23 protein-coding genes and 3 pseudogenes are annotated in these 24092 nt (G+C 70.5%); 15 read left to right on the plus strand and 11 right to left on the minus strand.

The window, feature by feature from the left end; genetic code table 11:
* Window positions 1–15 precede the first annotated feature (15 nt).
* The gene (gene adh / locus IE198_RS30110) at window positions 16–1533 is read left to right on the plus strand and encodes an aldehyde dehydrogenase (RefSeq protein WP_189892317.1); all 1518 of its coding nucleotides are present in this window, start codon (window positions 16–18) and stop codon (window positions 1531–1533) included.
* 92 nt (window positions 1534–1625) lie between these two features.
* Here adh and glpK read toward each other — a convergent pair whose 3' ends face one another.
* Both glpK and IE198_RS30120 read right to left on the minus strand, forming a co-directional pair.
* The gene (glpK, locus tag IE198_RS30115) at window positions 1626–3140 is read right to left on the minus strand and encodes a glycerol kinase GlpK (RefSeq protein ID WP_189892319.1); all 1515 of its coding nucleotides are present in this window, start codon (window positions 3138–3140) and stop codon (window positions 1626–1628) included.
* A gap of 41 nt (window positions 3141–3181) precedes the next feature.
* Complete coding sequence (locus IE198_RS30120; RefSeq protein ID WP_189892321.1) at window positions 3182–3949, minus strand: IclR family transcriptional regulator; 768 nt, start codon at window positions 3947–3949, stop codon at window positions 3182–3184.
* A 141-nt stretch (window positions 3950–4090) separates the two neighbouring features.
* Between IE198_RS30120 and IE198_RS30125 the strand changes: the two genes are divergently transcribed.
* Entirely contained in the window at window positions 4091–4519 is a 429-nt protein-coding gene (locus IE198_RS30125) for an ATP-binding protein (RefSeq protein WP_189892323.1), read from the plus strand.
* Window positions 4520–4733: 214 nt separating this feature from the next.
* Here the strand turns inward: IE198_RS30125 and IE198_RS36775 are convergent, their stop codons facing one another.
* From IE198_RS36775 to ku, 3 genes are all read right to left on the minus strand, one after another.
* Entirely contained in the window at window positions 4734–4808 is a 75-nt protein-coding gene (locus IE198_RS36775) for a 50S ribosomal protein bL37 (protein WP_373297613.1), read from the minus strand.
* A 58-nt stretch (window positions 4809–4866) separates the two neighbouring features.
* A complete protein-coding gene (locus tag IE198_RS30130) occupies window positions 4867–5322 on the minus strand; it encodes a carboxymuconolactone decarboxylase family protein (protein ID WP_189892325.1) in 456 nt (151 codons plus the stop codon).
* A gap of 251 nt (window positions 5323–5573) precedes the next feature.
* Window positions 5574–6635: a non-homologous end joining protein Ku gene (gene ku / locus IE198_RS30135; protein ID WP_189892328.1), complete on the minus strand. Its 1062-nt coding sequence runs from the start codon at window positions 6633–6635 to the stop codon at window positions 5574–5576.
* 49 nt (window positions 6636–6684) lie between these two features.
* Here ku and ligD point away from each other — a divergent pair, with 49 nt between their 5' ends.
* The 3 genes from ligD (at window position 6685) to IE198_RS30150 (ending at window position 8984) form a co-directional block, all read left to right on the plus strand.
* Window positions 6685–7572: a non-homologous end-joining DNA ligase gene (ligD, locus tag IE198_RS30140; protein WP_189892330.1), complete on the plus strand. Its 888-nt coding sequence runs from the start codon at window positions 6685–6687 to the stop codon at window positions 7570–7572.
* Window positions 7569–8474 carry an ATP-dependent DNA ligase gene (locus tag IE198_RS30145; protein WP_229834488.1) on the plus strand — a complete coding sequence of 302 codons (906 nt, stop codon included), beginning with the start codon at window positions 7569–7571 and terminating at the stop codon, window positions 8472–8474. Before ligD ends, IE198_RS30145 begins: the two co-directional genes overlap by 4 nt.
* Before the next feature lie 78 nt (window positions 8475–8552).
* Window positions 8553–8984, plus strand: a complete 432-nt coding sequence (locus tag IE198_RS30150; protein WP_189892332.1) for a nuclear transport factor 2 family protein — start codon at window positions 8553–8555, stop codon at window positions 8982–8984.
* Window positions 8985–8998: 14 nt separating this feature from the next.
* Here the strand turns inward: IE198_RS30150 and IE198_RS30155 are convergent, their stop codons facing one another.
* On the minus strand, window positions 8999–9802 hold the full coding sequence (locus IE198_RS30155) for a nuclease-related domain-containing protein (RefSeq protein WP_189892410.1): 804 nt from the start codon (window positions 9800–9802) through the stop codon (window positions 8999–9001).
* Between the two features lie 189 nt (window positions 9803–9991).
* Here IE198_RS30155 and IE198_RS30160 point away from each other — a divergent pair, with 189 nt between their 5' ends.
* The 5 genes from IE198_RS30160 to IE198_RS30180 all read left to right on the plus strand — a co-directional run bounded on the left by IE198_RS30160 (window position 9992) and on the right by IE198_RS30180 (window position 16502).
* A complete protein-coding gene (locus tag IE198_RS30160; RefSeq protein ID WP_189892334.1) occupies window positions 9992–12130 on the plus strand; it encodes a HEAT repeat domain-containing protein in 2139 nt (712 codons plus the stop codon).
* A gap of 45 nt (window positions 12131–12175) precedes the next feature.
* Window positions 12176–12487 (plus strand): zinc-ribbon domain-containing protein, encoded by a 312-nt coding sequence (locus IE198_RS30165; RefSeq protein ID WP_189892337.1) that lies wholly within the window; start codon window positions 12176–12178, stop codon window positions 12485–12487.
* Between the two features lie 111 nt (window positions 12488–12598).
* Window positions 12599–13990 (plus strand): FtsW/RodA/SpoVE family cell cycle protein, encoded by a 1392-nt coding sequence (locus IE198_RS30170; RefSeq protein ID WP_189892339.1) that lies wholly within the window; start codon window positions 12599–12601, stop codon window positions 13988–13990.
* A complete protein-coding gene (locus tag IE198_RS30175) occupies window positions 13987–15447 on the plus strand; it encodes a penicillin-binding transpeptidase domain-containing protein (RefSeq protein WP_189892341.1) in 1461 nt (486 codons plus the stop codon). Before IE198_RS30170 ends, IE198_RS30175 begins: the two co-directional genes overlap by 4 nt.
* Window positions 15444–16502 (plus strand): amidase family protein, encoded by a 1059-nt coding sequence (locus IE198_RS30180; protein WP_189892343.1) that lies wholly within the window; start codon window positions 15444–15446, stop codon window positions 16500–16502. The genes IE198_RS30175 and IE198_RS30180 overlap by 4 nt, the downstream gene beginning before the upstream one ends.
* A gap of 57 nt (window positions 16503–16559) precedes the next feature.
* Here the strand turns inward: IE198_RS30180 and IE198_RS30185 are convergent, their stop codons facing one another.
* Window positions 16560–17699 carry a ferritin-like domain-containing protein gene (locus tag IE198_RS30185; protein ID WP_189892346.1) on the minus strand — a complete coding sequence of 380 codons (1140 nt, stop codon included), beginning with the start codon at window positions 17697–17699 and terminating at the stop codon, window positions 16560–16562.
* 167 nt (window positions 17700–17866) lie between these two features.
* On the opposite strand from IE198_RS30185, the gene IE198_RS30190 reads away from it, so the two are divergent.
* The 3 genes from IE198_RS30190 to IE198_RS30200 are packed head-to-tail and all read left to right on the plus strand — an operon-like array spanning window position 17867 to window position 19863.
* Window positions 17867–18802 carry an AurF N-oxygenase family protein gene (locus IE198_RS30190; RefSeq protein ID WP_189892348.1) on the plus strand — a complete coding sequence of 312 codons (936 nt, stop codon included), beginning with the start codon at window positions 17867–17869 and terminating at the stop codon, window positions 18800–18802.
* A gap of 43 nt (window positions 18803–18845) precedes the next feature.
* Window positions 18846–19574, plus strand: coding sequence for a TetR/AcrR family transcriptional regulator (locus tag IE198_RS30195; RefSeq protein WP_189892350.1), 729 nt, complete (start codon window positions 18846–18848; stop codon window positions 19572–19574).
* Window positions 19575–19584: 10 nt separating this feature from the next.
* Complete coding sequence (locus IE198_RS30200) at window positions 19585–19863, plus strand: DUF8847 domain-containing protein (RefSeq protein WP_189892352.1); 279 nt, start codon at window positions 19585–19587, stop codon at window positions 19861–19863.
* 285 nt (window positions 19864–20148) lie between these two features.
* On the opposite strand, the gene IE198_RS30205 is transcribed toward IE198_RS30200, so the two are convergent.
* The 3 genes and pseudogenes from IE198_RS30205 to IE198_RS36780 form a co-directional block, all read right to left on the minus strand.
* Entirely contained in the window at window positions 20149–20547 is a 399-nt protein-coding gene (locus tag IE198_RS30205; protein ID WP_189892354.1) for an HNH endonuclease signature motif containing protein, read from the minus strand.
* A 58-nt stretch (window positions 20548–20605) separates the two neighbouring features.
* Window positions 20606–20917 (minus strand): annotated as a pseudogene (locus IE198_RS30210) (transposase); the annotation flags it as partial.
* A gap of 26 nt (window positions 20918–20943) precedes the next feature.
* Window positions 20944–21030: pseudogene (locus tag IE198_RS36780) on the minus strand (hypothetical protein); the annotation flags it as partial.
* A gap of 206 nt (window positions 21031–21236) precedes the next feature.
* On the opposite strand from IE198_RS36780, the gene IE198_RS30215 reads away from it, so the two are divergent.
* Together IE198_RS30215 and IE198_RS30220 are read left to right on the plus strand one after the other, a co-directional pair.
* Window positions 21237–21704, plus strand: coding sequence for a hypothetical protein (locus IE198_RS30215; protein WP_189892356.1), 468 nt, complete (start codon window positions 21237–21239; stop codon window positions 21702–21704).
* A 163-nt stretch (window positions 21705–21867) separates the two neighbouring features.
* Window positions 21868–22402: pseudogene (locus IE198_RS30220) on the plus strand (IS5 family transposase); the annotation flags it as partial.
* 406 nt (window positions 22403–22808) lie between these two features.
* On the opposite strand, the gene IE198_RS30225 reads toward IE198_RS30220, so the two are convergent.
* A complete protein-coding gene (locus IE198_RS30225; protein ID WP_189892359.1) occupies window positions 22809–24044 on the minus strand; it encodes a styrene monooxygenase/indole monooxygenase family protein in 1236 nt (411 codons plus the stop codon).
* Window positions 24045–24092 lie beyond the last annotated feature (48 nt).

A 24092-nucleotide genomic window follows, 5' to 3' on the forward strand; every position in this document is an offset into this window, starting at 1 on the left:
CCGAGGAGAGCCGCCATGGTGTACGCGCAGCCAGGATCCGAGGGCAGCATCGTCGACTTCGCCCGGCGATACGACAACTTCATCGGCGGCGACTGGGTCGCCCCCGTGGAGGGCCGGTACTTCGAGAACCCGACGCCGGTGACCGGCAAGACCTTCTGCGAGGTCGCCCGGTCGTCCGCGGCCGACGTCGACCTGGCGCTGGACGCCGCCCACGCCGCAGCGGGCAAGTGGGCGCGGACGTCCGCCACGGAGCGGGCGAACATCCTGAACAGGATCGCGGACCGGATCGAGCAGAACCTCGAGAAGATCGCCGTGGCCGAGACCTGGGAGAACGGCAAGCCGGTGCGCGAGACGCTGGCGGCCGACATTCCACTGGCGATCGACCACTTCCGCTATTTTGCCGGAGTGGTCCGGGCCCAGGAGGGCAGCATCGCGGAGATCGACGCCGACACGGTCGCCTACCACTACCACGAGCCGCTGGGCGTGGTCGGCCAGATCATCCCGTGGAACTTCCCCGTCCTGATGGCCGCCTGGAAGCTGGCGCCCGCGCTGGCAGCCGGCAACTGCGTGGTCATCAAGCCCGCCGAGCAGACACCGGTCAGCCTGCTCTACGTCATCGAGCTGATCGCCGACCTGCTCCCGCCGGGCGTCCTCAACGTCGTCAACGGCTTCGGCGTCGAGGCGGGCAAGCCGCTCGCCTCCAGCCCGCGCGTCGCCAAGGTGGCCTTCACCGGCGAGACCACGACCGGCCGCCTGATCATGCAGTACGCGAGCGAGAACATCGTCCCGGTCACGCTGGAGCTGGGAGGCAAGAGCCCGAACATCTTCCTGCCCGACGTGATGGCCGCCGACGACGACTTTCTGGACAAGGCCGTCGAGGGCTTCGTGATGTTCGCGCTCAACCAGGGCGAGGTGTGCACCTGCCCGTCCCGGGCGCTGATCCACTCCTCGATCTACGACGACTTCATGGCCCGCTGTGTCGAGCGCACCAAGGCCGTCATCAGCGGCGACCCGCTGGACCCGGCGACCATGATCGGCGCGCAGGCGAGCAACGACCAGTACGAGAAGATCCTCTCCTACATCGACATCGGCAAGCAGGAGGGCGCCGAGCTCCTCACCGGTGGTGGCCGGCGCACCGTGGCGGGCATGGAGGGCGGCTACTACATCGAGCCGACGATCTTCCGCGGCACCAACGACATGCGGATCTTCCAGGAGGAGATCTTCGGCCCGGTCGTCTCGGTGACCACGTACGACTCTGTCGACGAGGCCCTGAAGATCGCCAACGACACCCTGTACGGCCTCGGCGCGGGCGTGTGGACACGTGACGGCAACACCGCCTACCGCCTCGGCCGCGAGATCAAGGCCGGCCGGGTGTGGACCAACTGCTACCACGCCTACCCGGCGCACGCGGCGTTCGGCGGCTACAAGAAGTCCGGCGTCGGCCGGGAGAACCACAAGATGATGCTCGACCACTACCAGCAGACCAAGAACCTGCTGGTGTCGTACTCGCCGAAGAGGCTCGGCTTCTTCTAGACCCAGGAAAGGGGTGCCTGACATGGGCTTCTGCCCGTCAGGCACCCTTCAGGTACACACCTGGGTCCCGAGCCGGAATCCGGCCTCACCCGTCATGACCGCCTCGGCGGCTGGATCCACCCCAGTGACCGCTCGACGGCTCGTTGCCAGCACTCGTATTCGCGCTCCCGCCGCTCGGGGTCCATGGCAGGCAGCCACTGGGCGGCCCGGTGCCAGTTGCGGCGCAGGACCTCCATGTCCGACCAGTAGCCGGCCGCGAGGCCGGCGGCGTATGCGGCGCCGAGCGAGACCGTCTCGGCCACCAGGGGTCGCACCACGGGAACGTCGAGCACGTCGGCGAGGAACTGCATGAGCAGGTTGTCGGAGGTCATGCCCCCGTCCACCTTGAGCTGCTTCAGGGCGAGCGCGGAATCGGCGTTCATGGCGTCGACGACCTCCCGCGTCTGCCAGCCGGTGGCCTCCAGGACGGCTCGGGCCAGGTGGCCCTTGGTGATGTACGAGGTGAGGCCGACGATGACGCCGCGGGCGTCGCTTCTCCAATGGGGTGCGAACAGACCGGAGAACGCGGGGACGATGTAGCAGCCGCCGTTGTCCTCGACCGTCCGCGCCAGGGTCTCGATCTCGGGTGCGCTGTTGATCAGACCCAGTCGGTCGCGGAACCACTGGACCAGCGAGCCGGTGACGGCGATCGGCCCCTCCAGGGCATAGACCGCGGGCTGCTCCGCGATCTTGTATGCCACGGTGGTGAGGAGCCCGTGCCGGGATCGGACGACGTCGGAGCCGGTGTTCATCAGCAGGAAACTGCCGGTCCCGTAGGTGCACTTCGCCTCCCCGGGCGAGAAGCAGGTCTGTCCGAACAGGGCCGCCTGCTGATCGCCGAGGGCGGCCGTGATGGGGATCCCCGGGAGCACGGAGCGGGCCTCGCCGTAGCACTCGGCCGAGGGCCGGATCTCCGGCAGCATCCGGAGCGGGACTCCGAAGAACCCCATGAGCTCGCCGTCCCAGGTCAGCGTCCGCATGTTGATGAGCATGGTGCGGCTGGCGTTGGTGGCGTCGGTGATGTGCAGGCCGCCGGCCGTTCCACCGGTGAGGTTCCAGATCAGCCAGCTCTCCATCGTGCCGAACAGCACCTCGCCGTCCCGGGCACGCTGCTCCAGCCCGTCGACGTGATCGAACAACCAGCGGATCCGGGGCGCGGAGAAGTAGGTCGAGGGAGGAAGGCAGCACCGTTCGAGGAAGAACTCGTCCCCGGGCCGGTTTCTCAGATCGTCGACGAGCGGAGCGGTGCGGGTGTCCTGCCAGACGATCGCCTTGCCCAGCGGCGCACCGGTCCGCCGGTCCCAGAGCACGGTCGTCTCCCGCTGGTTGGCGATCCCGATGGCGGCGATCTGCCCTGCGTCCACGCCGGCGTGGGACAGTGCCTCGGGCACCACGCGTTGCAGGTTGCGCCAGATCTCGACAGCGTCGTGCTCGACCCATCCGGGCTGCGGAAAGTACTGGCGATGCTCTCGTTGGGCGACCGACACCAGCCGCCCGCGCTGATCGAACAGGATGCATCGAGTGGAGGTGGTGCCCTGGTCGATGGACATCACATACCGTGCAACCATGATCGGGCCTGCCTTCCGATGTGTCGCGGAGCCGCGGGTACCTACCAGCGGGCCGCGCCCAGGTCTCTGGAGATCGCCCGTGCAGCCTCCCGGAGCAAGGTGATCAGGGCCGATTGGGGCCGTCCTCCCGTGTCGCAGATCCGCTCGACCGGGCCGGATACGCCGAGCGCGCCCACCACGAGGCCCCCGTGCCCCCGGATCGGCGTGGCGATTCCGGCGTCACCCATGCTCATTTCCTGCACCTCGGAGCCCCAGCCGAGCTCGCGGATCTCGCCGAGCGCCCGGTTGAGGTCGTCCGGGAACACCAGGGTGTGCCGGGTGTAGGCCTCCAGTTCGGCCTTCAGCAACGGCTCGACGGGCGCGGCCCCGAAGGCCAGCAGGACCTTGCCGAGCGACGAGGCGTGAAGCGGCAGCAGTGCCCCCACGTCCAGGGTCTGGAGGCTGTCGTCCGGCCGGAAGACGTGGTGGACGATGAGCACCTTGCCCTCCAGCGGTGTACCGAGGCGGACGGCCTCCCCGCTGCGGGCGGCCAGGGCGTCGGCCCAGTTGATGGAGCGCGACCGCAACTCGTTGACGTCGAGGTAGCTGGTACCGAGATGAAGCAGAGCCGCTCCGAGCTGGTACTTCCCGGTGGCCGGGTCCTGCTCCACGAAGTCCACGTGCTGCAGGGTGCGCAGAATGCCATGGGCGGTGCCTTTGGCCAGTCCGAGCGACGACGCCACCTCGCCCAGTCCCAGCCTGCGGGGACCGGTGGCGAGCAGACGCAGGATCGCCGCCGCTCGTTCTATGGACTGGACCGGGCCGACCATAGAACGATCGTAGTCCGAGCTTCGCCCCAAGACCTCCGTTCGACAATGCCGACCGCCGTTCATTGACCGCGCCCTGCTCTCTCCTTAGCGTTTCATCACGTCGGTCCACCGGCCGACAGCGCTCCCGGAGGAGGAGAGGCCATGACAGTGGCGCAGCTCAGGGCAGAGCTTCCCGAAGACGTCACTTACGTCTTTCCGCTGGCACACGTCCCCAGGGCCGCCTCGGTCGTGCGTCGGCGCGTGCGCGCGATCCTCACCGACTGGCACGTGTCCGCGGACGTCGCCGAGGACGTGCTCCTGCTGGCCTCGGAGCTGCTCACCAATGCGATCACCCACGCCCTGCCGCCGGCGACGCTGCGGCTGTCGCAGGTCCTGGTGGACGGGCTCAAAGCCGTACACGTCGAGGTGACGGACGCGGGACCTCTGGCTCCGGCCGACCGGCCGGCCTGCGAGCTCGACCCGGACGAGCACGGCCGAGGCATCGAAATCGTCGTGGCGCTGTCGGCCCGGTGCGGCATGCGAGAGCTTGCCGACGGGACCAGCCGGTGGGCAGACGTGGTCGTCAGGTGAGGTGAGGTGGGCGAGGTGGGGTGAGGCGGTCGAAGACACGACACGCCCTGCCGGAGACCAAGGCGCCACGGCCCTCACCGACGGGGGACCGGACCGGATCGCGGCGGAACCGCCCTTGCCGACCGGCCCGATCGTCTCCCCGGCCTCACGGCACGGGAGCCGGACCGCAACCGACGGGTCCGGCTCCCGTGCCGTCGCCTGTGCGACCGCCCGGTCAGGCGTTGGGGCGCTTGCCGTGGTTCGCGCCCTTCTTCTTGCGGGCGCGCCGCTTGTTGCCTCGCTTGGACATGATGCGCGTCTCCCTTGAATCGGGATCTTTCGGGCGCCGCCAGTCTAGACCCGCGGCGCTACCAGCTCGCTCCGGCGATCTGGCGGGTCGTGGCGTTGAGCCGGTTGAACAGGTTGGTCACGCCGATCATCAGCGTCAGCGAGGCGAGCTGCTTCTCGTCGTAGTGCTCGGCGGCCGCGTCCCAGATCCCGTCCGGCACCGGGTCGGACCGGTCGGCCAGCCGGGTGGCCGCCTCGGCGAGGGCGAGGGCGGCACGCTCGGCGTCGTCGAAGTACGGCGCCTCCCGCCACGCGGCCACCGCCGCCAGCCGCTCCTCGCTCTCCCCCGCCTTGCGGGCCTGGTCCGCGCCGAAGACGACGCAGTAGCTGCACCCGTTGATCTGGCTGGCCCGCAGATGCACCAACTCCAGTGTCGCCTGCGGGACTCCACCCTTACGCGCGGCCCTGAGCAGGTCGAGAATGGGCTGCATGGCCTCGGGAATGACGACCGCGGGGTTGATGATCCGTGCCTGCATGACCGGTCTCCTCATCGCATCCATCGGGTTCTTGCTCCGTCACTTCACCGACGGATCCCGAAGGGCGGATGTGACCGGACGCGCGAAGTTCTTCCGCGAGGACCTTGTGTGTCGCGCACATCGCCCGGGGCCCGCCGCCGCACGGCAGGCAGGGGTCTCCCGCGCCTGGGCGGACGAGCACGTCCAGGGCGCTTCCGACCGCAAGGGCCGGTCGATCGGCAATCGTGGCGCGGCGTCAGGGCGGGGATCGCTCACGCGGAGGAGCGCTTCCTCGCCGCGGTCTTCCTCGCCGCGGTCTTCCTCGCCGCGGTCTTCTTCGCCGCGGTCTTCTTCGTCGCGGACTTCTTCGTCGCAGAGGACTCCGAGGACGCCGACTTCTTGGCCGCGGACTTCTTCGCCGCCGTGGACGTCGACTTGGCGGGCGCCTTCCTGGCGGGGGTCTTCTTGGCCGTGGACGTCGACTTCTTGGTGCCCGACTCCTTCGGCGTGGCCGCGGAACGCCGTCCCTTGATCGGCGTCACCTGTGCCTCCTCGCCCCGCGCTTCCTGCGCCGCCCGCACACTGCCCTCCAGCGCCGCCATCAGGTCGATGACCTTGCCGCCCTCACGCTCCGCCGGGGCGGTCTCGAGCGCGCCGCCGCCCTCCGCCTTCGCGGCGATCATGGCCTCGACCGCCTCGCGGTAGTCGTCGTGCAGCGACTCGAGGTCGACCTCGCCGAGCGTGTCCATCAGCGCGTCGGCCAGGTCGAGTTCGGCCTCCCGTACGGTCACGTCGCTCTGTGGGGCCACACCCTCCGGCTGCCTGATCTCGTCCGGCCACAGCAGCCCGTGCATGGCGATCACGTCGTCGACGACCCGCAGCATGCCGAGCCGTTCCCGGCCGCGCAGCGCGAACTTGGCGATGGCCACGCGGCGGCTGCGCTTGAGGGCCTCGCGCAGCAGGGTGTACGGCTTGGCGGCAGGCACGCCGTTCGCGGAGAGGTAGTAGGCCGCGTCCATCTGAAGGGGGTCGATCTCGGAGGCCGGCACGAAGGCGACGATCTCGATCGTCTTCGCGGTCGGCAGCGGGAGGGAGGCCAGGTCCTCGTCCGTGATCGGGATCATCGACCCGTCGGCGTCCTCGTACGCCTTGCCGATCTCGGCCTGCGTCACCTCCTTCTCCTCCAGTTCGCACACCTTGCGGTAGCGGATCCGGCCGCCGTCGGCGGCGTGGATCTGGCGGAACGAGACGGAGTGGTTCTCCGTGGCGTTGACCAGCTTGATCGGGATGCTGACCAGCCCGAAGGAGATCGCGCCGTTCCAGATGGATCGCACGTTCCATCCCTTTCATCCGAAATTACGGAAATCGTGGGATTCTCATCGTATGACGCCGATCACAGAGGTGGAGGGGCGGCGCCTGGCGCTCACCAACCTGGAAAAGGTCATCCACCCCGCCACCGGGACCACCAAGGGCGAGATCGTGCACTACTACGCCGTTACGGCGGAGGCGATCCTGCCGCACCTCAGGGACCGGCCGGTCTCCTTCCTCAGGTATCCCGACGGCCCCGACGGCCAGCTCTTCTTCACCAAGAACCCGCCGCCAGGAACGCCCGACTGGGTGCGCACCGCGCCCGTCCCCCGCTCGGAGGACCCGAAGGCCCGCCAGGTGGTGATCGACGACCTCGCGTCACTCGTCTGGGCGGCCAATCTGGTGGTGGAGTTCCACACACCGCAGTGGCGGGCCGAGAAGCCCGCCGTCGCCGACCGCATCGTGTTCGACCTCGACCCCGGCGCGCCCGCCTCGATCGCCGAGTGCTGCGAGGTGGCCCTGTGGCTGCGCGACCGGCTCGCCCGCGACGGCCTTCAGGCGTACGCGAAGACGTCCGGTTCCAAGGGGCTGCATCTGGCCGTGCCGCTGGAACCCACCCCCTCCGAGCAGGTCTCCGCCTATGCGAAGTCCCTGGCCGTCGAGGGCGAGACCGCCCTGCCGAAGCTGGTCCTGCACCGGATGGCCCGCGCGCTGCGACCCGGCAAGGTCTTCGTCGACCACAGCCAGAACGCCGCCGCGAAGACCACCGCCACGCCGTACACCCTGCGGGCCCGCAGGGAGCCCGCCGTCTCCGCCCCGGTGACCTGGGAGGAGGTGGAGCAGGGCCGGGCCGACGGGGCCGGACTCGTCTTCCGGCTCTCCGACATCGCTCCCCGGCTGGAGCGGTACGGGGATCTGTTCGGCGCGCTCGAGGACCGTGACAGAGCCGGGCACCTGCCGTGACGTTGCCCCGGCCGCCCCTGAAGGTCGCGCTCGCCGAATCGGTGATCGCCCTGCCGCGCGGGACCGGACTCGCCTACGAGCCCAAGTTCGACGGGCACCGCATGGTGATCTTCCGCCTCGGCGGCGAGGTGCTGCTGCAGGCCCGTTCCGGGCGGATGGTCACGGCCGCGTTCCCCGACCTCGCGGCCGCCGCCCTGCAGTTGCCCGACGACACGGTCCTCGACGGTGAGGTCGTGGTGTGGCGGGACGGACGGACGGACTTCGCCGCCGTGCAGAAGCGCGCGGCCGCCACACCGGGGCGGGCGCCCGCGCTCTCGCGCGCCCTGCCCGCCTCGTACGCCGCCTTCGACCTGCTGGCGGAGGCGGGCCAGGACCTGCGGCCGCTCGCGTACGAGAAGCGGCGGGCGCGGCTGGTGGCGGTGACCGGGCCGCTGGGGCCGCCGCTGCAGCCCGTGCCGATGACGCTCGACCGGGCGGAGGCGGAGGGCTGGTACGAGAGCCTGCCGGCGATCGGCGTCGAAGGGCTGGTGATCAAGCGGCTCGACCAGACCTACCGCGGCGGGGTGCGGCTGTGGCGCAAGCTGCGGCACACCCGCACGCACGACGCGGCGGTCGTCGGCTTCACCGGGGCACAGGCCAGGCCCACCGCGCTGGTCGTGGTGCTGCCCGACGACGACACCCCGGTGGTGTCCAGCCCGATGCAGCCCGGCCTGCGGGCGCAGGCGGCCGGCCTGCTGGGCGGGCGGGTGAGCGGCGCGGGCGGGGTGGCGGTCGCCACCGGGATCGGCGAGGTTCCGTACCGGGCGGTAGAACCGGGTGTGACGGCGGAGGTGGAGCTGGGCACCACGCGCCACACGGTGACGACAGTGGTGCGGTTGAGGTTCCCGGAAGAACTCGATTAATCAAGTTTGACTAGCCACTGGTCGGGCATTACCTTCTACGACCGAGTGACTGGTCAAATTTGATGAGGAGGAGACGGAGTGACATTCCTGCCGGACACCGGATACGCGCCGACTGCCGGGGAACTGGCAAGCATCCAGGAGTGGTTCGCCGAATACGACAGGCACAGCGGCGCACGCGACATCGAGCGGATGGCGGACATGGCCGTCTTCCCGCTCAACCTGATCAGCGACGACACGGCGGGCAACGGTGCCTCGGCCCAGTGGGACCGTGAGCAGTTCGTCGAGACCATGACCGGGGTGATGGGCGACGGCGACACCGACATCACCTTCGAATCGGTACGGACGCCGGTGTTCCTCTCCTCTGCGATGGCCGTCGTCTTCACGGACTCGACCATGACCATGGACGGGCGGACCCAGCAGTTGCGGTACGCGGACATCCTGATCAGGCGGGACGGGAAGTGGGCGTTCCAGACCATGTTGCAGGGCGGCTGGGGCGACAACCTGCGGTGAGCGGGCTCGGGGGGTCAGGCACCGAGCCAGGTGCGGCGGTCGCGGGCCACGGCGTAGAGCGCCTCGACGTCCGCGGGCCCCAGCACGCCGCCGAGCCGGGCCAGCGCCGGCACCTCGCCGGCCCGCAGGACCCGTACGTCCCGCGGTGCCGAAGCCGCCTCCAGCCGGGCCGCGTCGACGACGACCAGGACCGGCCGGACCACGGCGGCCAGTACGTGGGCGGCCCGCTCGGCCCGGCGGCGGGTGAGGGAGACGTCGCAGCCGGCGCCGCGTCCGCCCCGGACCAGCCGGTCATCGACGCGCACCCGCCGCCCGTCGGCCGCGAACGTGTGCACGGCGAGCACGCCGCCGGGACCGACCGCCAGATGGTCGATGTGATCGGCGCCCGGCAGCGGCACGGAGTGCAGGATGCGCCAGCCCGCGGGCTCCAACCCGTCGAGCACGCCTCCGAGCCGCTGCTGCGCGGCGAGGTCGAGGCGCCGTTGATCGCGCCGGAACGGGCGCAGTGCGGTGGGCGGCCGGCGCTCGAGGTCCGTGTACAGCGCCTCACCGGGCCGGTTGGGAGCCAGGTCGTCGTCCGGGGGCAGGGCGAGACGGGCGAGTTCGGACCGGGTGGGCACAGGCGGCGGCCCCACCGTGAGCTCCCCGGCCGTGAAGGGGGCGAGCGCCTCCAGTACGGCGTCGCGATGTCGGTCGAAGAGCAGGGCGACCCGGCCGGTGTCGCGGTCGCACCAGGCGACATCGCTGCCGTCGGGAAGGCTCACGTACAGCCGGTCCCTGCCGTGGACGCGCGCCGGCGTCACCCGTAGTCGCTGCATCGGCATCACCCATGAACCATGGGATCAGCCGTCGGCGACGGCGGCAACAGGCCTGGATTCAACAACCCCCGGACAACCCCGCCGGATACCGGTCAGGATGTCGGATCGTTGGGGCACACTTCCCCCAGACACAAGGGTCGAGACCCGAAGTTGCTTGGAGACCCAAGGTTTCTTGGGAGGGGGACAATCGTGTTCGCGGGAATCGACGAGGTCGAGTGGGCCTCGCTGGAGCATGCCTACGGCCCGGCGGACGATGTGCCGGCACTGCTGCGCGGACTCGCCTCCGCGGATCCGGCCGAGCGCGAGTACGCACTCGACGGGATGTACGGGGCCGTGCACCACCAGGGGGACGTGTACGACTCGACGCTGGCCTGCATCCCGTTCCTGATGGAACTGGTGGCCGATCCGGCGGTGCGGGACCGGGGCGGCATCGTCGAGCTGCTGACCAGCATCGGTGGTATCGATCTGGACGGCGACGACGAACTGGATCCGGAGGACGAGGAGTTCGAGGACGCCGCGAACTACGCCATGGCCGCGTCGGCGGTCACTGCGGGGGCGGACGTCTTCCTCGGCCTGCTGGCCGACCCGGACCGCGGGGTGCGGCTCGCCGCGCCGCTCGCGCTGGCCACCCTGCACAACGATCCGGTGCGGGTGCTGCGCCTGCTGCGGGCACGGCTGGACGCGGAGCAGGACACGGAGGTGCGGCTGGCGTGCCTGGAGGCCGCCGGGCGGATTGCGCTGCGGCACCAAGGGCTGCAGCCCGAGGTGGTGGACCTGCTCACCGGCCTGTCCCAGGCGGCGTACAGCGCGGGGCTGCGGCTGGCCGCACTCGCACAGCTGGCCCGCTGCGCACCCGGTGCGCTGCCGTCCGACGTGGTGCCGGGGGTGACGGGCCTGCTGCGGGAGCTGCGCACGCAGCCGGTGGCGTCGACCCAGGCCTCCGAGCGGCTCCCCTCGCCGACGCTGCTCGGCGAACTGCGGCAGGTGCGGGCGGCCGACGACGCGGTCCACCGGGCGGCCCCGTGGACCGCGGCCCTGCTGCGTACGCTGCACGACGGTCTGGGCGACCGCGTCGACGACCGGATAGCGCTCCTGGCGGACCAGTTGTGCAGTCCCGACCGGGCCCAGCGGGTCGACGCCGTCCGCATGAGCAGCGCGCTGCTGCGGACCTGGCGGGGCGCGTACGGGGAGCTGGTCGGTCTGCTCGGCGAGCAGCTCGCGGATCCCGAGCCGCGCCTCGCCATGGGGGCGGCCTACGCTCTCAAGGAGCTGTTCGGCCTCGCGCTTCCGGCGGCTGACGCGCTGGCTCAGCGGGTGGCCGCGGAGCCCTCCACCTGGGTGCGCAGGTGGGAGAACGGTCCGCCGACGCTCTGTCCGGCGATCGTGGCGCTGGCGCGGGCGGGCGACGCGCGCGTGGTGCCCGTACTGGCGGAGATCCTGCAGCGGGCGGAGGCACCCGGGGACCTGGGGCACTCGCTGGACGAGCTGGGGAAGGCCGCCGCGCCGCTCGCCCCAGCGCTGCGTGAGCGGCTGGCGGCGCTCGAGCTGGACGACCGGCTGGCCGAGCGGGCGGGGCCGTTGCTGCACGGACTTTCCGTGCTGGGCCCGGGGGCCGCGGCGGCCGAGTCCGTGCCGGCCGTACTGCGGGTGCTGCAGGGCGCGACGGGCGAGCGGCGTCAGGGCGTGGTCCGGACCGCCGTGCGCACGCTCACGACTTTCGGGCCGGCGGCGCGCGAGGCCGCGCCGTATCTGTGGGCGCTGCTGCGCGAGGCGGGCTACGCGCAGGGCGCCGGCTCCGCGGCTCGCCTGTCGCCGGCCGGGGCCGCTTTACCGCCGGCGCTCGCCGCACGGACCGCGGGCGCCCTGTGGGCGATCGAAGGCGACCAGGACGCGGTCCTGCCGGTGCTGTGCGCGGTGCTGAACACGCCCGAGCAGGCGGCCCGTCAGTCGGCGGCCTCGGTGCTCGGCACCATGGGCACGGCCGGGGCGGCCGCCGCGCCGCAGCTCGCCCGGCTGCTGAGGTCGATGGAGCCGTGGACGCGGGTGCGGGCGGCGGTCGCGCTGTGGCGGGTGACCCAGGACCCCGAGCAGGCGTGGCCGGTGCTGCGCGCGGCCTGGGAGACGCTGCCGCGCACCCGGATGCCGGCGGCGGCGTGCCTGGCGGATCTGACCACGGCGGGCGCCGAGGGCGCGGAACGGCTCGTCGACCGCGAGCTGCTGTCGGCCCGGCGTCACAACGGGAACGACAGCGTGGCCGACAGTCGTGACATCGTGGAGGACGAGAGACTGCTGGCCCTGTGCCGGCAGGCGGTCCACCGCGGGCCGTGAACGGTCGAAAAGACATCGGACGCACCGACGACGGGGAGCCAGAGCATGATCATCTTCGGTACCAAGGGTTACATCTACCAGCTGGCGATACTGACGCTGGTGTGCGGCCACTGCGGCAATCCCTCGGCGCACACCCTCAGGAAGCGGGTCACCAAGTTCACGCTGTTCTTCGTGCCGCTGTTCCCGTTCTCGACGAAGTACGCCACGCAGTGCACCTTCTGCGGCGCGGAGCAGCAGATCACTACGGCGCAGGCGGAGCAGCTGCAGCTCCAGGGCGGGGGCGGCGGTCAGGGCTTCGAGGGCGGCCGGCCGGGCGGCGCCGCGCAGCAGCCGGGGCAGCACCCCTACCAGCGCTGAGGACCGGCGTCGGAGCCGATGCCAGGCGGGACATGACAGTCCGTCTGTTCGACGTCGGCGCACTATGACATAAAGGGACAAAGCAAGTCGCCGCTTGCTACGTTGCGAGGCATGACCGCAACGACGGCGGGGACTTCGCCGCACGAGCCGAGCCCCGGGCCGCGTCCGCCGAAGCGCCGGGGCGTCGAGCTGTCGCTCCTCGTCTGCGCCGTCCTCATCTGCGTATACGGGTACGTCGCCGTCGGTCTCGCCCGGAACGGCGCGGTGCCCCAGGACGTCGCGGGTTACGGAGCGGGCCTGGGCGTCCTGGCGCTCCTCGCGCATCTGGCCGTCCGGCTGCGCGCGCCCTACGCCGACCCGCTGCTGCTGCCCATCGCGGTCCTGCTCAACGGGCTCGGCCTGGTGCTGATCTACCGCCTCGACCTGGAGACCGCACCGGACCGGGCGGCCCCGGCCCAGCTCGTCTGGTCCACCCTCGGCGTCGCCCTGTTCATCGCCGCCGTCGGCCTGCTGCGCGACCACCGGGTCCTGGCGCGGTACGCGTACCTCAGCGTCACCGCCGCGCTCGCGCTGCTCGTCGCCCCGATCTTCTTCCCCGCGGTGAACGGCGCCAGGATCTGGATCCGGATCGGACAACTGTCCTTCCAGCCCGGGGAGTTCGCCAAGGTCCTGCTGGCCGTCTTCTTCGCCGCGTACCTCGCGGCCAACCGGGGCGCCCTCACCCACGCGAGCCGGCTGATCCGCAAACTCCAGTTGCCCACCGGACGCGTGCTCGGACCGGTCGTCGCGGTATGGCTGGTCAGCGTCGGTGTGCTGGTGCTGGAGCGGGACCTCGGCACCTCGCTCCTCTTCTTCGGGCTGTTCGTCGTCATGCTGTACGTGGCGACGGGCCGGATCGGGTGGATCGCCGTCGGGCTGCTGCTGGCGTCGGCCGGGGCGTTCGCCGTCGGCTCGCTCGAACCCCACGTCCACAGCCGGGTCGACGACTGGCTGAACCCCTACGCCGGCATCGAGGCCGGGCGGGGACCCGGGCAGTTGGCGCAGTCCCTGTTCGCCTTCGCCGCCGGCGGGCTGCTGGGCACGGGCCTGGGGCTCGGCCACTCGGTCCTGATCGGCTTCGCCACCAAGTCGGACTTCATCCTCGCCACGGCCGGCGAGGAGCTGGGACTGGTCGGCCTGAGCTCGATCTTCCTCCTGTACGGGCTGCTGGTGGCCCGGGGGCTGAGCGCCGGGCTGGGCGTGCGCGACCCCTTCGGCAGGCTCCTCGCGGTGGGGCTCTCCTCGATCATCGCGCTCCAGGTCTTCGTCATCGCGGGCGGTGTGACCGGGCTGATCCCGCTGACCGGCATGCCGATGCCGTTCCTCGCGCAGGGCGGCTCCTCCGTGGTCACCAACTGGGTCATCGTGGCGCTGATGATCCGGCTCAGCCACTCGGCCCGCGCACCGCAGCCCGTGCTCATGGACACGGACGTCCTCGCTCCTGCGGCGGCGGTGCGGAGGTGACCCGCACCATCCGGCACGCCGCCGTCCTCTGTCTGCTGCTCCTGCTCGCGCTGCTGGTCAACGCCGCCCGCCTGCAGGTCGTCGACGCGCCCGAACTCGGCGGCAATCCGGCCAACCGCCGTGCGGACATCGTCCGTTACGCCCAGCCGCGCGGCGACATCCTCGTCGACGGGAAGCCGGTCACCGGCTCGAAGGACACCGGCGAATTGCTGCGCCACGAGCGGACCTACCGCGCCGGCCCCCTGTACGCGCCGGTGACGGGTTACGCGTCGCAGACGTACGGCACCTCGTTCGTCGAGCACGCCGAGGACGCCGTCCTCAGCGGCACCGACCCGCTGCTCGCGCCGCTGCCCTTCTTCAGCGACCTCAGCCGCGGCCGGCCGCCCGGTGGCGACGTCGCCACCACCGTCAGGGCGTCCGTGCAGGAGGCCGCCTACCGCGGTCTCGCCGGCAGACGGGGCGCGGTCGCGGCGGTCGAACCGGCGACGGGCAGGATCCTCGCACTGGTCAGCAGCCCCTCCTACGACCCCGACCTGCTGTCGGGGACCGGACCGGAGGTCGCCCGGGCATGGGCGGGGCTGAACGGCGCGGACGCGCAGCCGATGCTGAACCGCGCCATCCGCCAGACGTATCCGCCCGGTTCGGCGTTCAAGATCGTGACCGCCGCCGCGGCCCTGGAGACGGGCGTCGTCGACGACATGGACGCACCCACGCGCACCCCGGAGCCGTACCTGCTGCCGAACACCCGCACACCGCTGCCCAATGCGACGAGGGGGTGCGAGAACGCCTCGCTCGCCTACGCCGTCCAGTGGTCCTGCAACAGCGTGATGGCCAACCTGGGGGTGCGGGTCGGTCTCGCGGACATGGTCGCAACCGCCCGAGGGTTCGGCTTCAACGACCCGGGGCTGCGGATCCCGTCAGGAGTGGCGGCCTCCAACTTCGACACCGACATGTCCCCCGACCAGCTGGCCCTGTCCTCGATCGGGCAGTTCAACACGACGGCCACACCGCTGCAGATGGCGTTGGTCGCATCGGCCGTGGCGGGCGGGGGCGACATCCGACACCCCTATCTGGTGGAGCGGATCACCAGGGCGAACGGCGACCTGGCGGAGCAGAACGGCCCGCGCGCCTACCGGGAGGCCATGACCCCGGTCACCGCGCAGCGGTTGCGTGAACTGATGGTGCGGGCGGTCGAGGAGGGCACGGGCAAGAACGCGGCCATCGACGGCGCCACGGTCGGCGGCAAGACCGGCACCGCCCAGCACGGCATCGACAACTCGGGGCTGCCCTACGCCTGGTTCATCGGGTGGGCGCACGCCCACGACGCGGCGCAGCCCGCCGTCGCCGTCGCCGTCGTCGTGGAGGACGCTGCCGCGCTGCGGGAGGACATCAGCGGTGGCGGCAGCGCGGCGCCGATCGCGCGGGCCGTGATGGAGGCGGCACTCTGGGACCCATGAGTATCACCGCGACACTGGAGGCCATCAAACGCCTCGACCCCGACCTGAGCGCCTTCATCGAGGTGTGGGGCGAGGAGGCGCTTGCCCGTGAGCGCCGTATCGATCCGCAACTCCCGCTCGCCGGGCTTGCGTTCGCGGTGAAGGGCACGTCCGGCGTCCGCTCGTACCCGGCACGGCGGCTGACCGCGGCAGGTGCGGTGGCGGTCGGCTCGACCGCGGTGCCGGGGCCGGGCACCTACTGGCAGACCTGGGGCCTCGGCGCGTACGGGCCGACCCGTAACCCGTGGCGGGCGGACCGCACACCGGGCGGTTCGTCCGCTGGCTCGGCGGCCGCGGTCGCGGCGGGCATGGTCGGCATGGCCACCGGCAGCGACGGGGCGGGGTCGGTGCGCATCCCGGCGGCGTGGTGCGGCGTCTTCGGCCTGAAGACGACGAACGGTCTGCTGCCGTCACCCGACCGCACCGGGCTGGCGTCGGCCGGGGTGCTGACGCCGACGGCGGCCGACGCGCGGGCGTATCTGCGGTCCGTACTGGACACCTACGAGCCGGTGGCGCCGGCGCTGCCGCTGCGCGCGGTGTGGTCGGCCGATCTGGGTTTCGCGGACACCGAACCCGAGGTGGCGGCGGTCACGCTGGCGGCGGTGGAACGGCTGGCCTGCGCCGGTGTCGTACGGCCCGTCGACGCACGTCCGGTGCTGCTCGACCCCTTCGGCGCGTGGTCCGCGGTACGGGGTGGCCGGCCGTCGCAGGGCGCGGCCGTGCGCGCGGAGAACGACCGGCGCCTTGACGCGCTGTTCGCCGGTGCGGACGTCCTGCTGACCCCCGCCACCCCCAACCGTCCGCACGGTCACGAGGGCCCCGGCCGTGATGTGTATTCGACAGCGCTCACCTGGGCGTTCAACCTGAGCGGGCACCCGGCTGCCAGTGTCCCGGCCGGTTTCACGAGCGACGGCTGCCCGGTCGGGCTCCAACTGGTGGTGGCACGGGGGGCGGACGTCTCCTTGCTCGAAATGGCAGTGGCGGCACAGGAGGGTCTGATGACAGTGCCGCCATGACCTCCTACGAACTCGCCACCCCACACAGCATGGCCGTCCGCGGCGCCGGGGGCGTGATCAGCGGCGGCGGTCTACCGCGGTCAGGTCGACGACGACGTCCGCCCCCTGAGCGATCGCCTCCGTCACCTCCGCCACCCGCTCCTGCTCCTCGGCCTCGAACCGCTCGCGGTCGAGGGCTTCCGCGATCTCCTCGTCCTGGGACATCAGCAGGTCGAGACTGGCGTCGCCCATCTCGAAGACCCCCATGTCGAGATACGCCTTCTGCAGTCGCCCGCCCCACAGGCCGATGTCCTTGACGCAGGGCACGATCCGGCTGAAGAGCAGCTTGCGGAAGAGGTGGAGGAACTCGGACTGTTCCGAGTACTCCTCCGCCTCCTTCTTCGAGACGCCGAAGTTCTCCAGGACCTCGACGCCGCGCAGCCGGTCGCGCATCAGATAGCAGCCCTCGATCACGAACTCCTCGCGTTCGCGCAGTTCCGCGTCGGTCAGCTGCTTGTAGTAGTCGCGCAGCGCCATCCTGCCGAAGGCCACGTGGCGGGCCTCGTCCTGCATGACGTAGGCGAGGATCTGCTTGGGCAGCGGCTTGGTCGTGGTGTCGCGGATCATGCCGAAGGCGGCGAGCGCCAGGCCCTCGATGAGCACCTGCATGCCGAGATAGGGCATGTCCCAGCGGGAGTCGCGCAGGGTGTCCCCGAGGAGGGACTGCAGATTGTCGTTGATCGGGTAGAGCATCCCGATCTTCTCGTGCAGGAAGCGGCCGTAGATCTCGGCGTGCCGCGCCTCGTCCATGGTCTGGGTCGCGGAGTAGAACTTCGCGTCGAGGTCGGGGACCGACTCGACGATCCGCGCCGCGCAGACCATGGCGCCCTGTTCGCCGTGCAGGAACTGGCTGAACTGCCAGGACGTGTAGTGCTTGCGCAGCTCGCCCTTGTCGGCTTCGGTCATCTTCGCCCAGTGGCGCGTGCCGTACAGGGTCAGCGCCTCATCGGGTGTGCCCAGCGGGTCGTACGGGTCCACCTCCAGGTCCCAGTCGATGCGCTTGGCGCCGTCCCACTGCTTGTCCTTGCCCTTCTGGTAGAGGGCGAGGAGGCGTTCGCGCCCGTCCTCGTACTCCCAGCTGAAGCGTGCGGAGCCGGTGGCGGGGACCTGCCAGATGGGCTCCGAGGGGGCGTTCGTGTAGCGGTCCTGCGTCGACACCGGCGGCTCCTTCGCCTCGTATCCCTTGTGCACAAGGACACTTGGCAGGCTCACACGTTGGTAGACGAAGAGTCAACAAGTCGTGCACAGGGGATTGACGCGGTTACTGACGGGGAGTCTCATAGCAGCGGAAGCCGGTGATCCCCACTCGCGAGGTGCCCTCAGCCATGACGACAGTGACCGACCGCGACGTGCAGCTGCTCCGCGACGCCCTCGGCCCGCTCCGGGACCGGGAGCAGGTCGCCGCGCGCCTGCTCGAGTCCTCGGCCAAGCACTCCTTCGACCCGGACAAGGAGCTCGACTGGGAGTCGCCGATCGAGGAGGGCAAGTGGTTCTGGCCCCCGGAGCTGGTCTCCCTCTACGACACCCCGCTGTGGCGGAAGATGTCGCAGGAGCAGCGGATGGACCTCGCCCGGCACGAGGCCGCGTCGCTCGCCTCGCTCGGGATCTGGTTCGAGATCATCCTGATGCAGCTGCTGGTGCGCCACATCTACGACAAGTCGGTGACCAGCAACCACGTCCGCTACGCGCTCACCGAGATCGCGGACGAGTGCCGGCACTCGATGATGTTCGCCAGGATGATCGAGAAGGGCGGGACCCCGTCGTACCGGGTGCCGCGGGTCTACCACAACATGGCCCGCGTACTGAAGGCGGTCTCCACGACCCCCGGCTCGTTCGCCGCGACCCTCCTCGGCGAGGAGATCCTCGACTGGATGCAGCGCCTCACCTTCCCCGACGAGCGGGTGCAGACGCTGGTGCGCGGCGTCACCCGTATCCATGTCGTCGAGGAGGCCCGCCATGTGCGGTACGCCCGTGAGGAGCTGCGCCGGCAGATGGTGACCGCGCCGCGCTGGGAGCAGGAGTTCACCCGGCTCAGCTGCGGCGAGGCGGCCCGTGTCTTCAGCGTCTGCTTCGTCAACCCGCAGGTGTACGAGAACGTCGGCCTCGACCGCCGCCAGTCCGTCGCCCAGGTGAAGGCGAGCGGGCACCGCCGGGAGGTCATGCAGACCGGCGCCCGCAGACTGACCGACTTCCTCGACGACATCGGGGTGCTGCGCGGGGCCGGCCGCAGACTGTGGAAGAGTTCCGGACTTCTCGCGTGATCACATGCGGGGTGCCGCACACCCTGCGGTTACGCTGCGGAGCATGACCGGTCCCGCTCCCACGACCCGCGCGTACCGACGGCTCACCGTCGAGGAGCGCCGCGAGCAGCTGCTCGCGGCGGCGCTCACCCTCTTCGCGCACCGGCCTCCGGAGGAGATCTCGCTCGACGACGTGGCGGAGGCGGCCGGGGTGTCCAGGCCGCTCGTCTACCGGTACTTCGCCGGCGGCAAGCAACAGCTGTACGAGGCGGCCCTGCGGTCGGCCGCCGACCGGCTCGAGCAGTGCTTCGCCGAACCGCAGGCCGGGCCGCCGACCGAGCGGCTGACCCGCGTCCTGGACCGCTATCTCGTCTTCGTCGACGAGCACGACGCCGGCTTCAGCGCGCTGCTGCGCGGGGGGAGCGTCGCGGAGACCTCCCGTACGACGGCGATCGTCGACGAGGTGCGGCGGGCGGCGGCCGAACAGATCCTGGTCCACCTCGGGGTGGACCGGCCGGGGCCGCGCCTCGGGATGATGGTCCGCACCTGGATCGCGTCCGTCGAGGCCGCGTCGCTGATCTGGCTGGACGAGGACAAACAGCCGGCGGCGGGCGAGCTGCGCGAATGGCTCGTCGACCATCTCGTCGCGCTGCTCACCGCGACGGCGGCGACCGACGAGGAGACGGCGGCCGTGGTCGCCGACCTCCTCGCGCAGGAGACCGCCGACGGCCCCGTCGGCACGCTGGTGCGCAGGCTGGGGCCCGTCGTGGGCGGGGCCGCGCACCTGCTGTGAGACTGGTCCGGTGAGAAGCGAGAACACCCCCTTCGAGGGCGGCCCCCTCGACGGCCGCGTGCTGCCCGTCCTGGTCGGCCCCACCGGTCACCCCCCGAAGTGGTACAAGGTCCCCGTCCCGAACGACGACGGCACCCCACCCACGGTCCACGCCTACCGCCGCGTCCCCTCCGGCTACACCAGGAGACTCGGCCTTCAGCGCGGCTGGAAGTACGAGTACGCCCCCGGCGGCGTCGAGCGCCGCGAGCTGAAATGGCCCTGGTCCAAGCCGGGCGGCGGCGCGGCCTAGCCGCGGTAGGCGAGGAGGCGCCGCGGACGGGCCGGCCTCGCGCCGGCACGGCCCGCCTTCCGGGCTCCTTCTGCCCAGCCTTCGGCGCGGATCGCTTCGCGCTGCGGCGGGCGACCGAACACCCGGCCGCGCGCCGAACCGGCCCGCCGGGTATCCCCCCTGTGACACGGCCCCTCCACGAGCCGGTCCCCGGCCGGGCCGGAGGCGGTACCTCCGGCCCGGCCGGGGGCAAGCGGACGCGCAAGGCTCTCCTCCCTCCGAGCCACATAGGAGGGGAACGGCGCTTTACCTGAGCGCCTCTTCGTGTAGCTGCTTTGCTGTTACTGCGAGGAGGCGGCGGAGCTTGTCCCGGTTCTCGCCGTAGGTCTTCAGTGCGTGGCAGTTCGGGCAAAGGGCGATCATGTTCCATGGAACATCGGGCCCACCCTTGGTCAGGTCACGTACGTGGTCAACCTGCAGGATTGGCAGGCCCGCGGTGGTTCGTTCTTTGGGGTGCCCCTCGCACTTAGGGCTCTCGCAACCCCCCTTGCTTCGCGTTATGACGGCCGCTCTTGCGGTGGGATCCCGAAGCAAATCGGGCGCATAGGGGGTCTGCTCAGGATAGCCCACTGACCTGCGGCGGGAGTTCGTGAGCGTCCGTGGGCGTCCGCGTGAGTGCGCCCTCGTTGTCACGCAGTTAGACACTCACCCTGAGACGGCTATGAGCCCGAGATCACAAGGGATGACGGTTTAACTGATCGTTTCAGAATGAGGTTCGAAGGCGTCTCAAGCAGATGATGCTGCAGGCGAGTTGGAGCAGGCCGAGGTGGAGGTCGGCGCGTATCTCGTAGCGGATCCGAAGGCGTTTGAACTGGTGGAGCCAGGCGAAGGTTCGCTCGACGACCCAGCGGGTGCGGCCCAGGCCGGAGCCGTGCGCTGTGCCCTTGCGGGCGATCTTCGGGGTGATGCCGCGGGCCCGGAGGATGCGGCGGTACTTGTCGTAGCCGCGGTCGGCGAGCAGGCGGCCCGGCCGGTGCCTGGGCCGTCCGTGTACTCCACGGATGCGGGGAATCGCGAGGACGGGGCGGCCGTCGATGGTGATCACGGGTGGTGCTCCTCGGGGTGCGGGATGAGCGTCCAGCATCGCGCTCCGGCCTCGCGGAGCCGGACCACGGTGGCGACGTCGGCGAGGTGGGCGGTGGCGGCCCAGTCCCAGAAGCCGGGGTGCTGCTCCCGGCGGTTGACGCGAACGGGTCAGCAGCGTAGACCTTGATGGTCCTTTTCTCTTTGTCGCATGTGCTTGCCATGGCGTAGATTGCGGACGATCAACCGTGATCACCTAGTGCCCGGTTTCCGTGAAGCGGGCGCTTCACGTGGAGAATTGAGAAGGTGTCATGTCTGGTATCACGCGACGCAAGGTTGCCACTGTCGGGGCGCTCATGGTGAGCGCCCTCGCCCTGAGCGCCGCTCCCGCCTCGGCCGCTCCGAACTGGCAGCCGTGGTCTGCGCCCTCGGATTACCAGTGCGGCCCCACCACGGCGCACAAGTACTCGGTCAACATCAAGATGCAGACGTGCATCATCCGTAACCCCAGCAATAACACGTTTCAGGGCGTGGCCATCGTGGTGAACAACGCCCCGACCACCGTGTACCTGGAGGCTGTGGTCTTCCAGAAGAATGGAACCACAATCCTGCGGAATGACACCTGCACCAACAAGCCGATCCCCGCGAACACGCGAGTCGCCTGCTACGGGGACACCATATCCAACCCCAGCACTTTCCCTAAAGCGGACAGCTACATCACCCTGAACACGAAATACGGCTACTTCACGGAGGAGGCCGTCTACATCACCGCCCCGTAACCACGACGCGCACGCTTCTGCCCGCCGTCCCCGAGGCTGGGATGGCGGGCAGAAGCGTCCTGCCGCCTGTCAGACGCTCGTTCGCGCCCTTTAACTGATCGTTTCAGAATGAAGTTCGTTGTCGCGCTTGGCAGTTGGGTGTTGCGTCGGCAAGATCTGTTGGGTGTCTGCTGATCTTGTGCCTGATGACCTGTGGGAACGTGTGGCTCCGCTCCTGCCTGCTCATCCGCCGCGGCGGCATCGGTATCCCGGGCGGTTGCCGGCGGATGACCGCACTGCGCTGCGGGGCATCGTTTACGTGCCGTGCAAGAGCGTGAGCTGGCGGGATGTTCCGGCTGAGCAGGTCGGCTGCAGTGGTGTGACGGCCTGGCGGCGTCTGCGGGGCTGGACCGAGGCCGGTGTCTGGCCGCAGCTGCACGAGGTGCTGCTGGCCGAGCTGCGGTCCGCGGGCCTGCTGGACATGAGCGACGCGGCAGTCGACGGCTCGCATGTCAGGGCCCTCAAAGGCTCACACCGGACCTTCGCCGGTCGACCGCGCGCGTCTGGGCAGCAAGCACCACCTGATCACCGACCGGCACGGAACCCCACTCGCCGTCTCGCTGACCAGCGGAAACCGTCACGACATCACCCAGCTGACGCCGCTGCTGGACACGATTCCCCGCATCCGTGGAGTACACGGACGGCCCAGGCACCGGCCGGCCGCACGGGTGCCGGCCTTCCAATCCGCGCTCCCCGTCGTTACACCCCGCCCGCCGCCCCCCGCGGACTCCTCGTGCCCTGACACAGCCTGGGGCTGCCCTGCGCCCGTAACGGCGAACCCGGAACGTGTGGGCACACCACCCACTCGGCACAGCTACCTGTCGGCACCCGAACCCATTGGCCGCGGAGTGCTTCCTCTCAGCGGTCACCGAGTACGCGGCGCAAGAGAACGTGTCGCGGTACAAGCTGGAGCAGGCTGCGAAGAAGGCTGCTCGGCACCCTGAGAAGGAGTGCTGAGCGCTACTCCTCCGGGGACGACTCGGGCCGTCCCTGGGCCGTAAAAGGGATGCCGATGGTCACCACCAGCCACCAACAGCACCCCTTCGACAGCAGGTCAGCGGCTTGTCAGGCGCCGGAGACGGACGCCAGGTAGGCGCCGGTCTTCTCCGGGTCGTAGAAGAAGTTCTCGAAGTCCGACGGGTCGTTGAAGCCGTTGGCGAACCTGTCCGCGACCGGCTGGAGCTGACCGGCCGCGCCGATCAGGTTGAGGACGTGCTCCGGGGGCACACCGAGCATCGCGTTGGTCCACTTGGTGACGTGCTGCGCCGTCTCCCAGTACCGGTCGAACGTGCCCTGCATCCACTGCTCGTCGAACGGCTTGTCGCCGTGCTCGGTGATGGAGGCGAGGTAGGAGGCCGCGCACTTGGAGGCCGAGTTGGAGCCCTGGCCGGTGATGGGGTCGTTGGCGACGACCACGTCCGCGACGCCGAGGACCAGCCCGCCGCCGGGCAGCCGGCCGATCGGGTTGCGGACGGTGGGGGCGTAACGGCCCGCGAGCGTGCCGCCCGCGTCGGTCAGTTCGACCTTGGTGGCCCGCGCGTACTCCCAGGGCGTGAACTTCTCCATCAGCTCCAACGTCAGGGAAAGGTGCTCCGCCGGGTCCTTGACGCCCTGGAAGGCGTCGAGCGGACCGCCGGGGACGCCCTCCCAGAAGAGGATGTCCGCTCGGCCGGACGTGGTGAACGTCGGCATGACGAACAGCTCGCCGACGCCCGGCACCAGGTTGCAGCGCACCGCGTCGAAGTCGGGGTGCTCGGGGCGCGGGCCGAGGCCGTGGACGTACGCGACTGCGAGCGCGCGCTGCGGCTCCGTGTACGGGGAGCGTGACGCGTCCCGGCCGAACATCGAGACCAGCTCGCCCTTGCCGGCCGACACCAGCACGAGGTCGTAGGTGCGGGAGAAGTAGTCCAGGTCGGAGACGGCCGCCCCGTGGATGACGAGCTGTCCGCCACGCTGGACGAAGGCCTCCATCCAGCCGGCCATCTTCACGCGCTGGTCGACGGACTGCGCGTAGCCGTCGAGCTTGCCGACCCAGTCGACGGCACGGCTCGAGTCCGGAGCGGCGACGGAGACGCCGAGGCCCTCGATCCTGGGGGCCTGGGACTCCCAGAAGTTGATGCCCAGGTCGCGCTCGTGCTGCAGCGCGGTGTGGAACATGCACTGGGTGGACATGACCCGGCCGGCCCGGATCTCGTCGGCCGTGCGGTTGGACATCAGGGTGACCTCGTAGCCCTTCGACTGGAGGCCGAGAGCTAGCTGGAGGCCGGACTGACCTGCTCCGACTATGAGTATCTTCCGCATGGCGGGGGTTCTCCGTGGTTCTGCGTCGCGGTTCGGGGCGCGATCGGG

It is taken from the genome of Streptomyces xantholiticus (genome assembly GCF_014651015.1).
In the GTDB taxonomy this organism is placed as follows: Bacteria; Actinomycetota; Actinomycetes; order Streptomycetales; family Streptomycetaceae; genus Streptomyces; species Streptomyces xantholiticus.

Bases quoted from the DNA above. Each gene is read 5' to 3' on its own strand.
- adh (WP_189892317.1), top strand. From the start codon at position 16: ATGGTGTACGCGCAGCCAGGATCCGAGGGCAGCATCGTCGACTTCGCC.
- glpK (WP_189892319.1), bottom strand. From the start codon at position 3,140: ATGGTTGCACGGTATGTGATGTCCATCGACCAGGGCACCACCTCCACT.
- IE198_RS30120 (WP_189892321.1), bottom strand. From the start codon at position 3,949: ATGGTCGGCCCGGTCCAGTCCATAGAACGAGCGGCGGCGATCCTGCGT.
- IE198_RS30125 (WP_189892323.1), top strand. From the start codon at position 4,091: ATGACAGTGGCGCAGCTCAGGGCAGAGCTTCCCGAAGACGTCACTTAC.
- IE198_RS30130 (WP_189892325.1), bottom strand. From the start codon at position 5,322: ATGCAGGCACGGATCATCAACCCCGCGGTCGTCATTCCCGAGGCCATG.
- ligD (WP_189892330.1), top strand. From the start codon at position 6,685: ATGACGCCGATCACAGAGGTGGAGGGGCGGCGCCTGGCGCTCACCAAC.
- IE198_RS30155 (WP_189892410.1), bottom strand. From the start codon at position 9,802: ATGCAGCGACTACGGGTGACGCCGGCGCGCGTCCACGGCAGGGACCGG.
- IE198_RS30165 (WP_189892337.1), top strand. From the start codon at position 12,176: ATGATCATCTTCGGTACCAAGGGTTACATCTACCAGCTGGCGATACTG.
- IE198_RS30170 (WP_189892339.1), top strand. From the start codon at position 12,599: ATGACCGCAACGACGGCGGGGACTTCGCCGCACGAGCCGAGCCCCGGG.
- IE198_RS30180 (WP_189892343.1), top strand. From the start codon at position 15,444: ATGAGTATCACCGCGACACTGGAGGCCATCAAACGCCTCGACCCCGAC.
- IE198_RS30190 (WP_189892348.1), top strand. From the start codon at position 17,867: ATGACGACAGTGACCGACCGCGACGTGCAGCTGCTCCGCGACGCCCTC.
- IE198_RS30195 (WP_189892350.1), top strand. From the start codon at position 18,846: ATGACCGGTCCCGCTCCCACGACCCGCGCGTACCGACGGCTCACCGTC.
- IE198_RS30215 (WP_189892356.1), top strand. From the start codon at position 21,237: ATGTCTGGTATCACGCGACGCAAGGTTGCCACTGTCGGGGCGCTCATG.
- IE198_RS30225 (WP_189892359.1), bottom strand. From the start codon at position 24,044: ATGCGGAAGATACTCATAGTCGGAGCAGGTCAGTCCGGCCTCCAGCTA.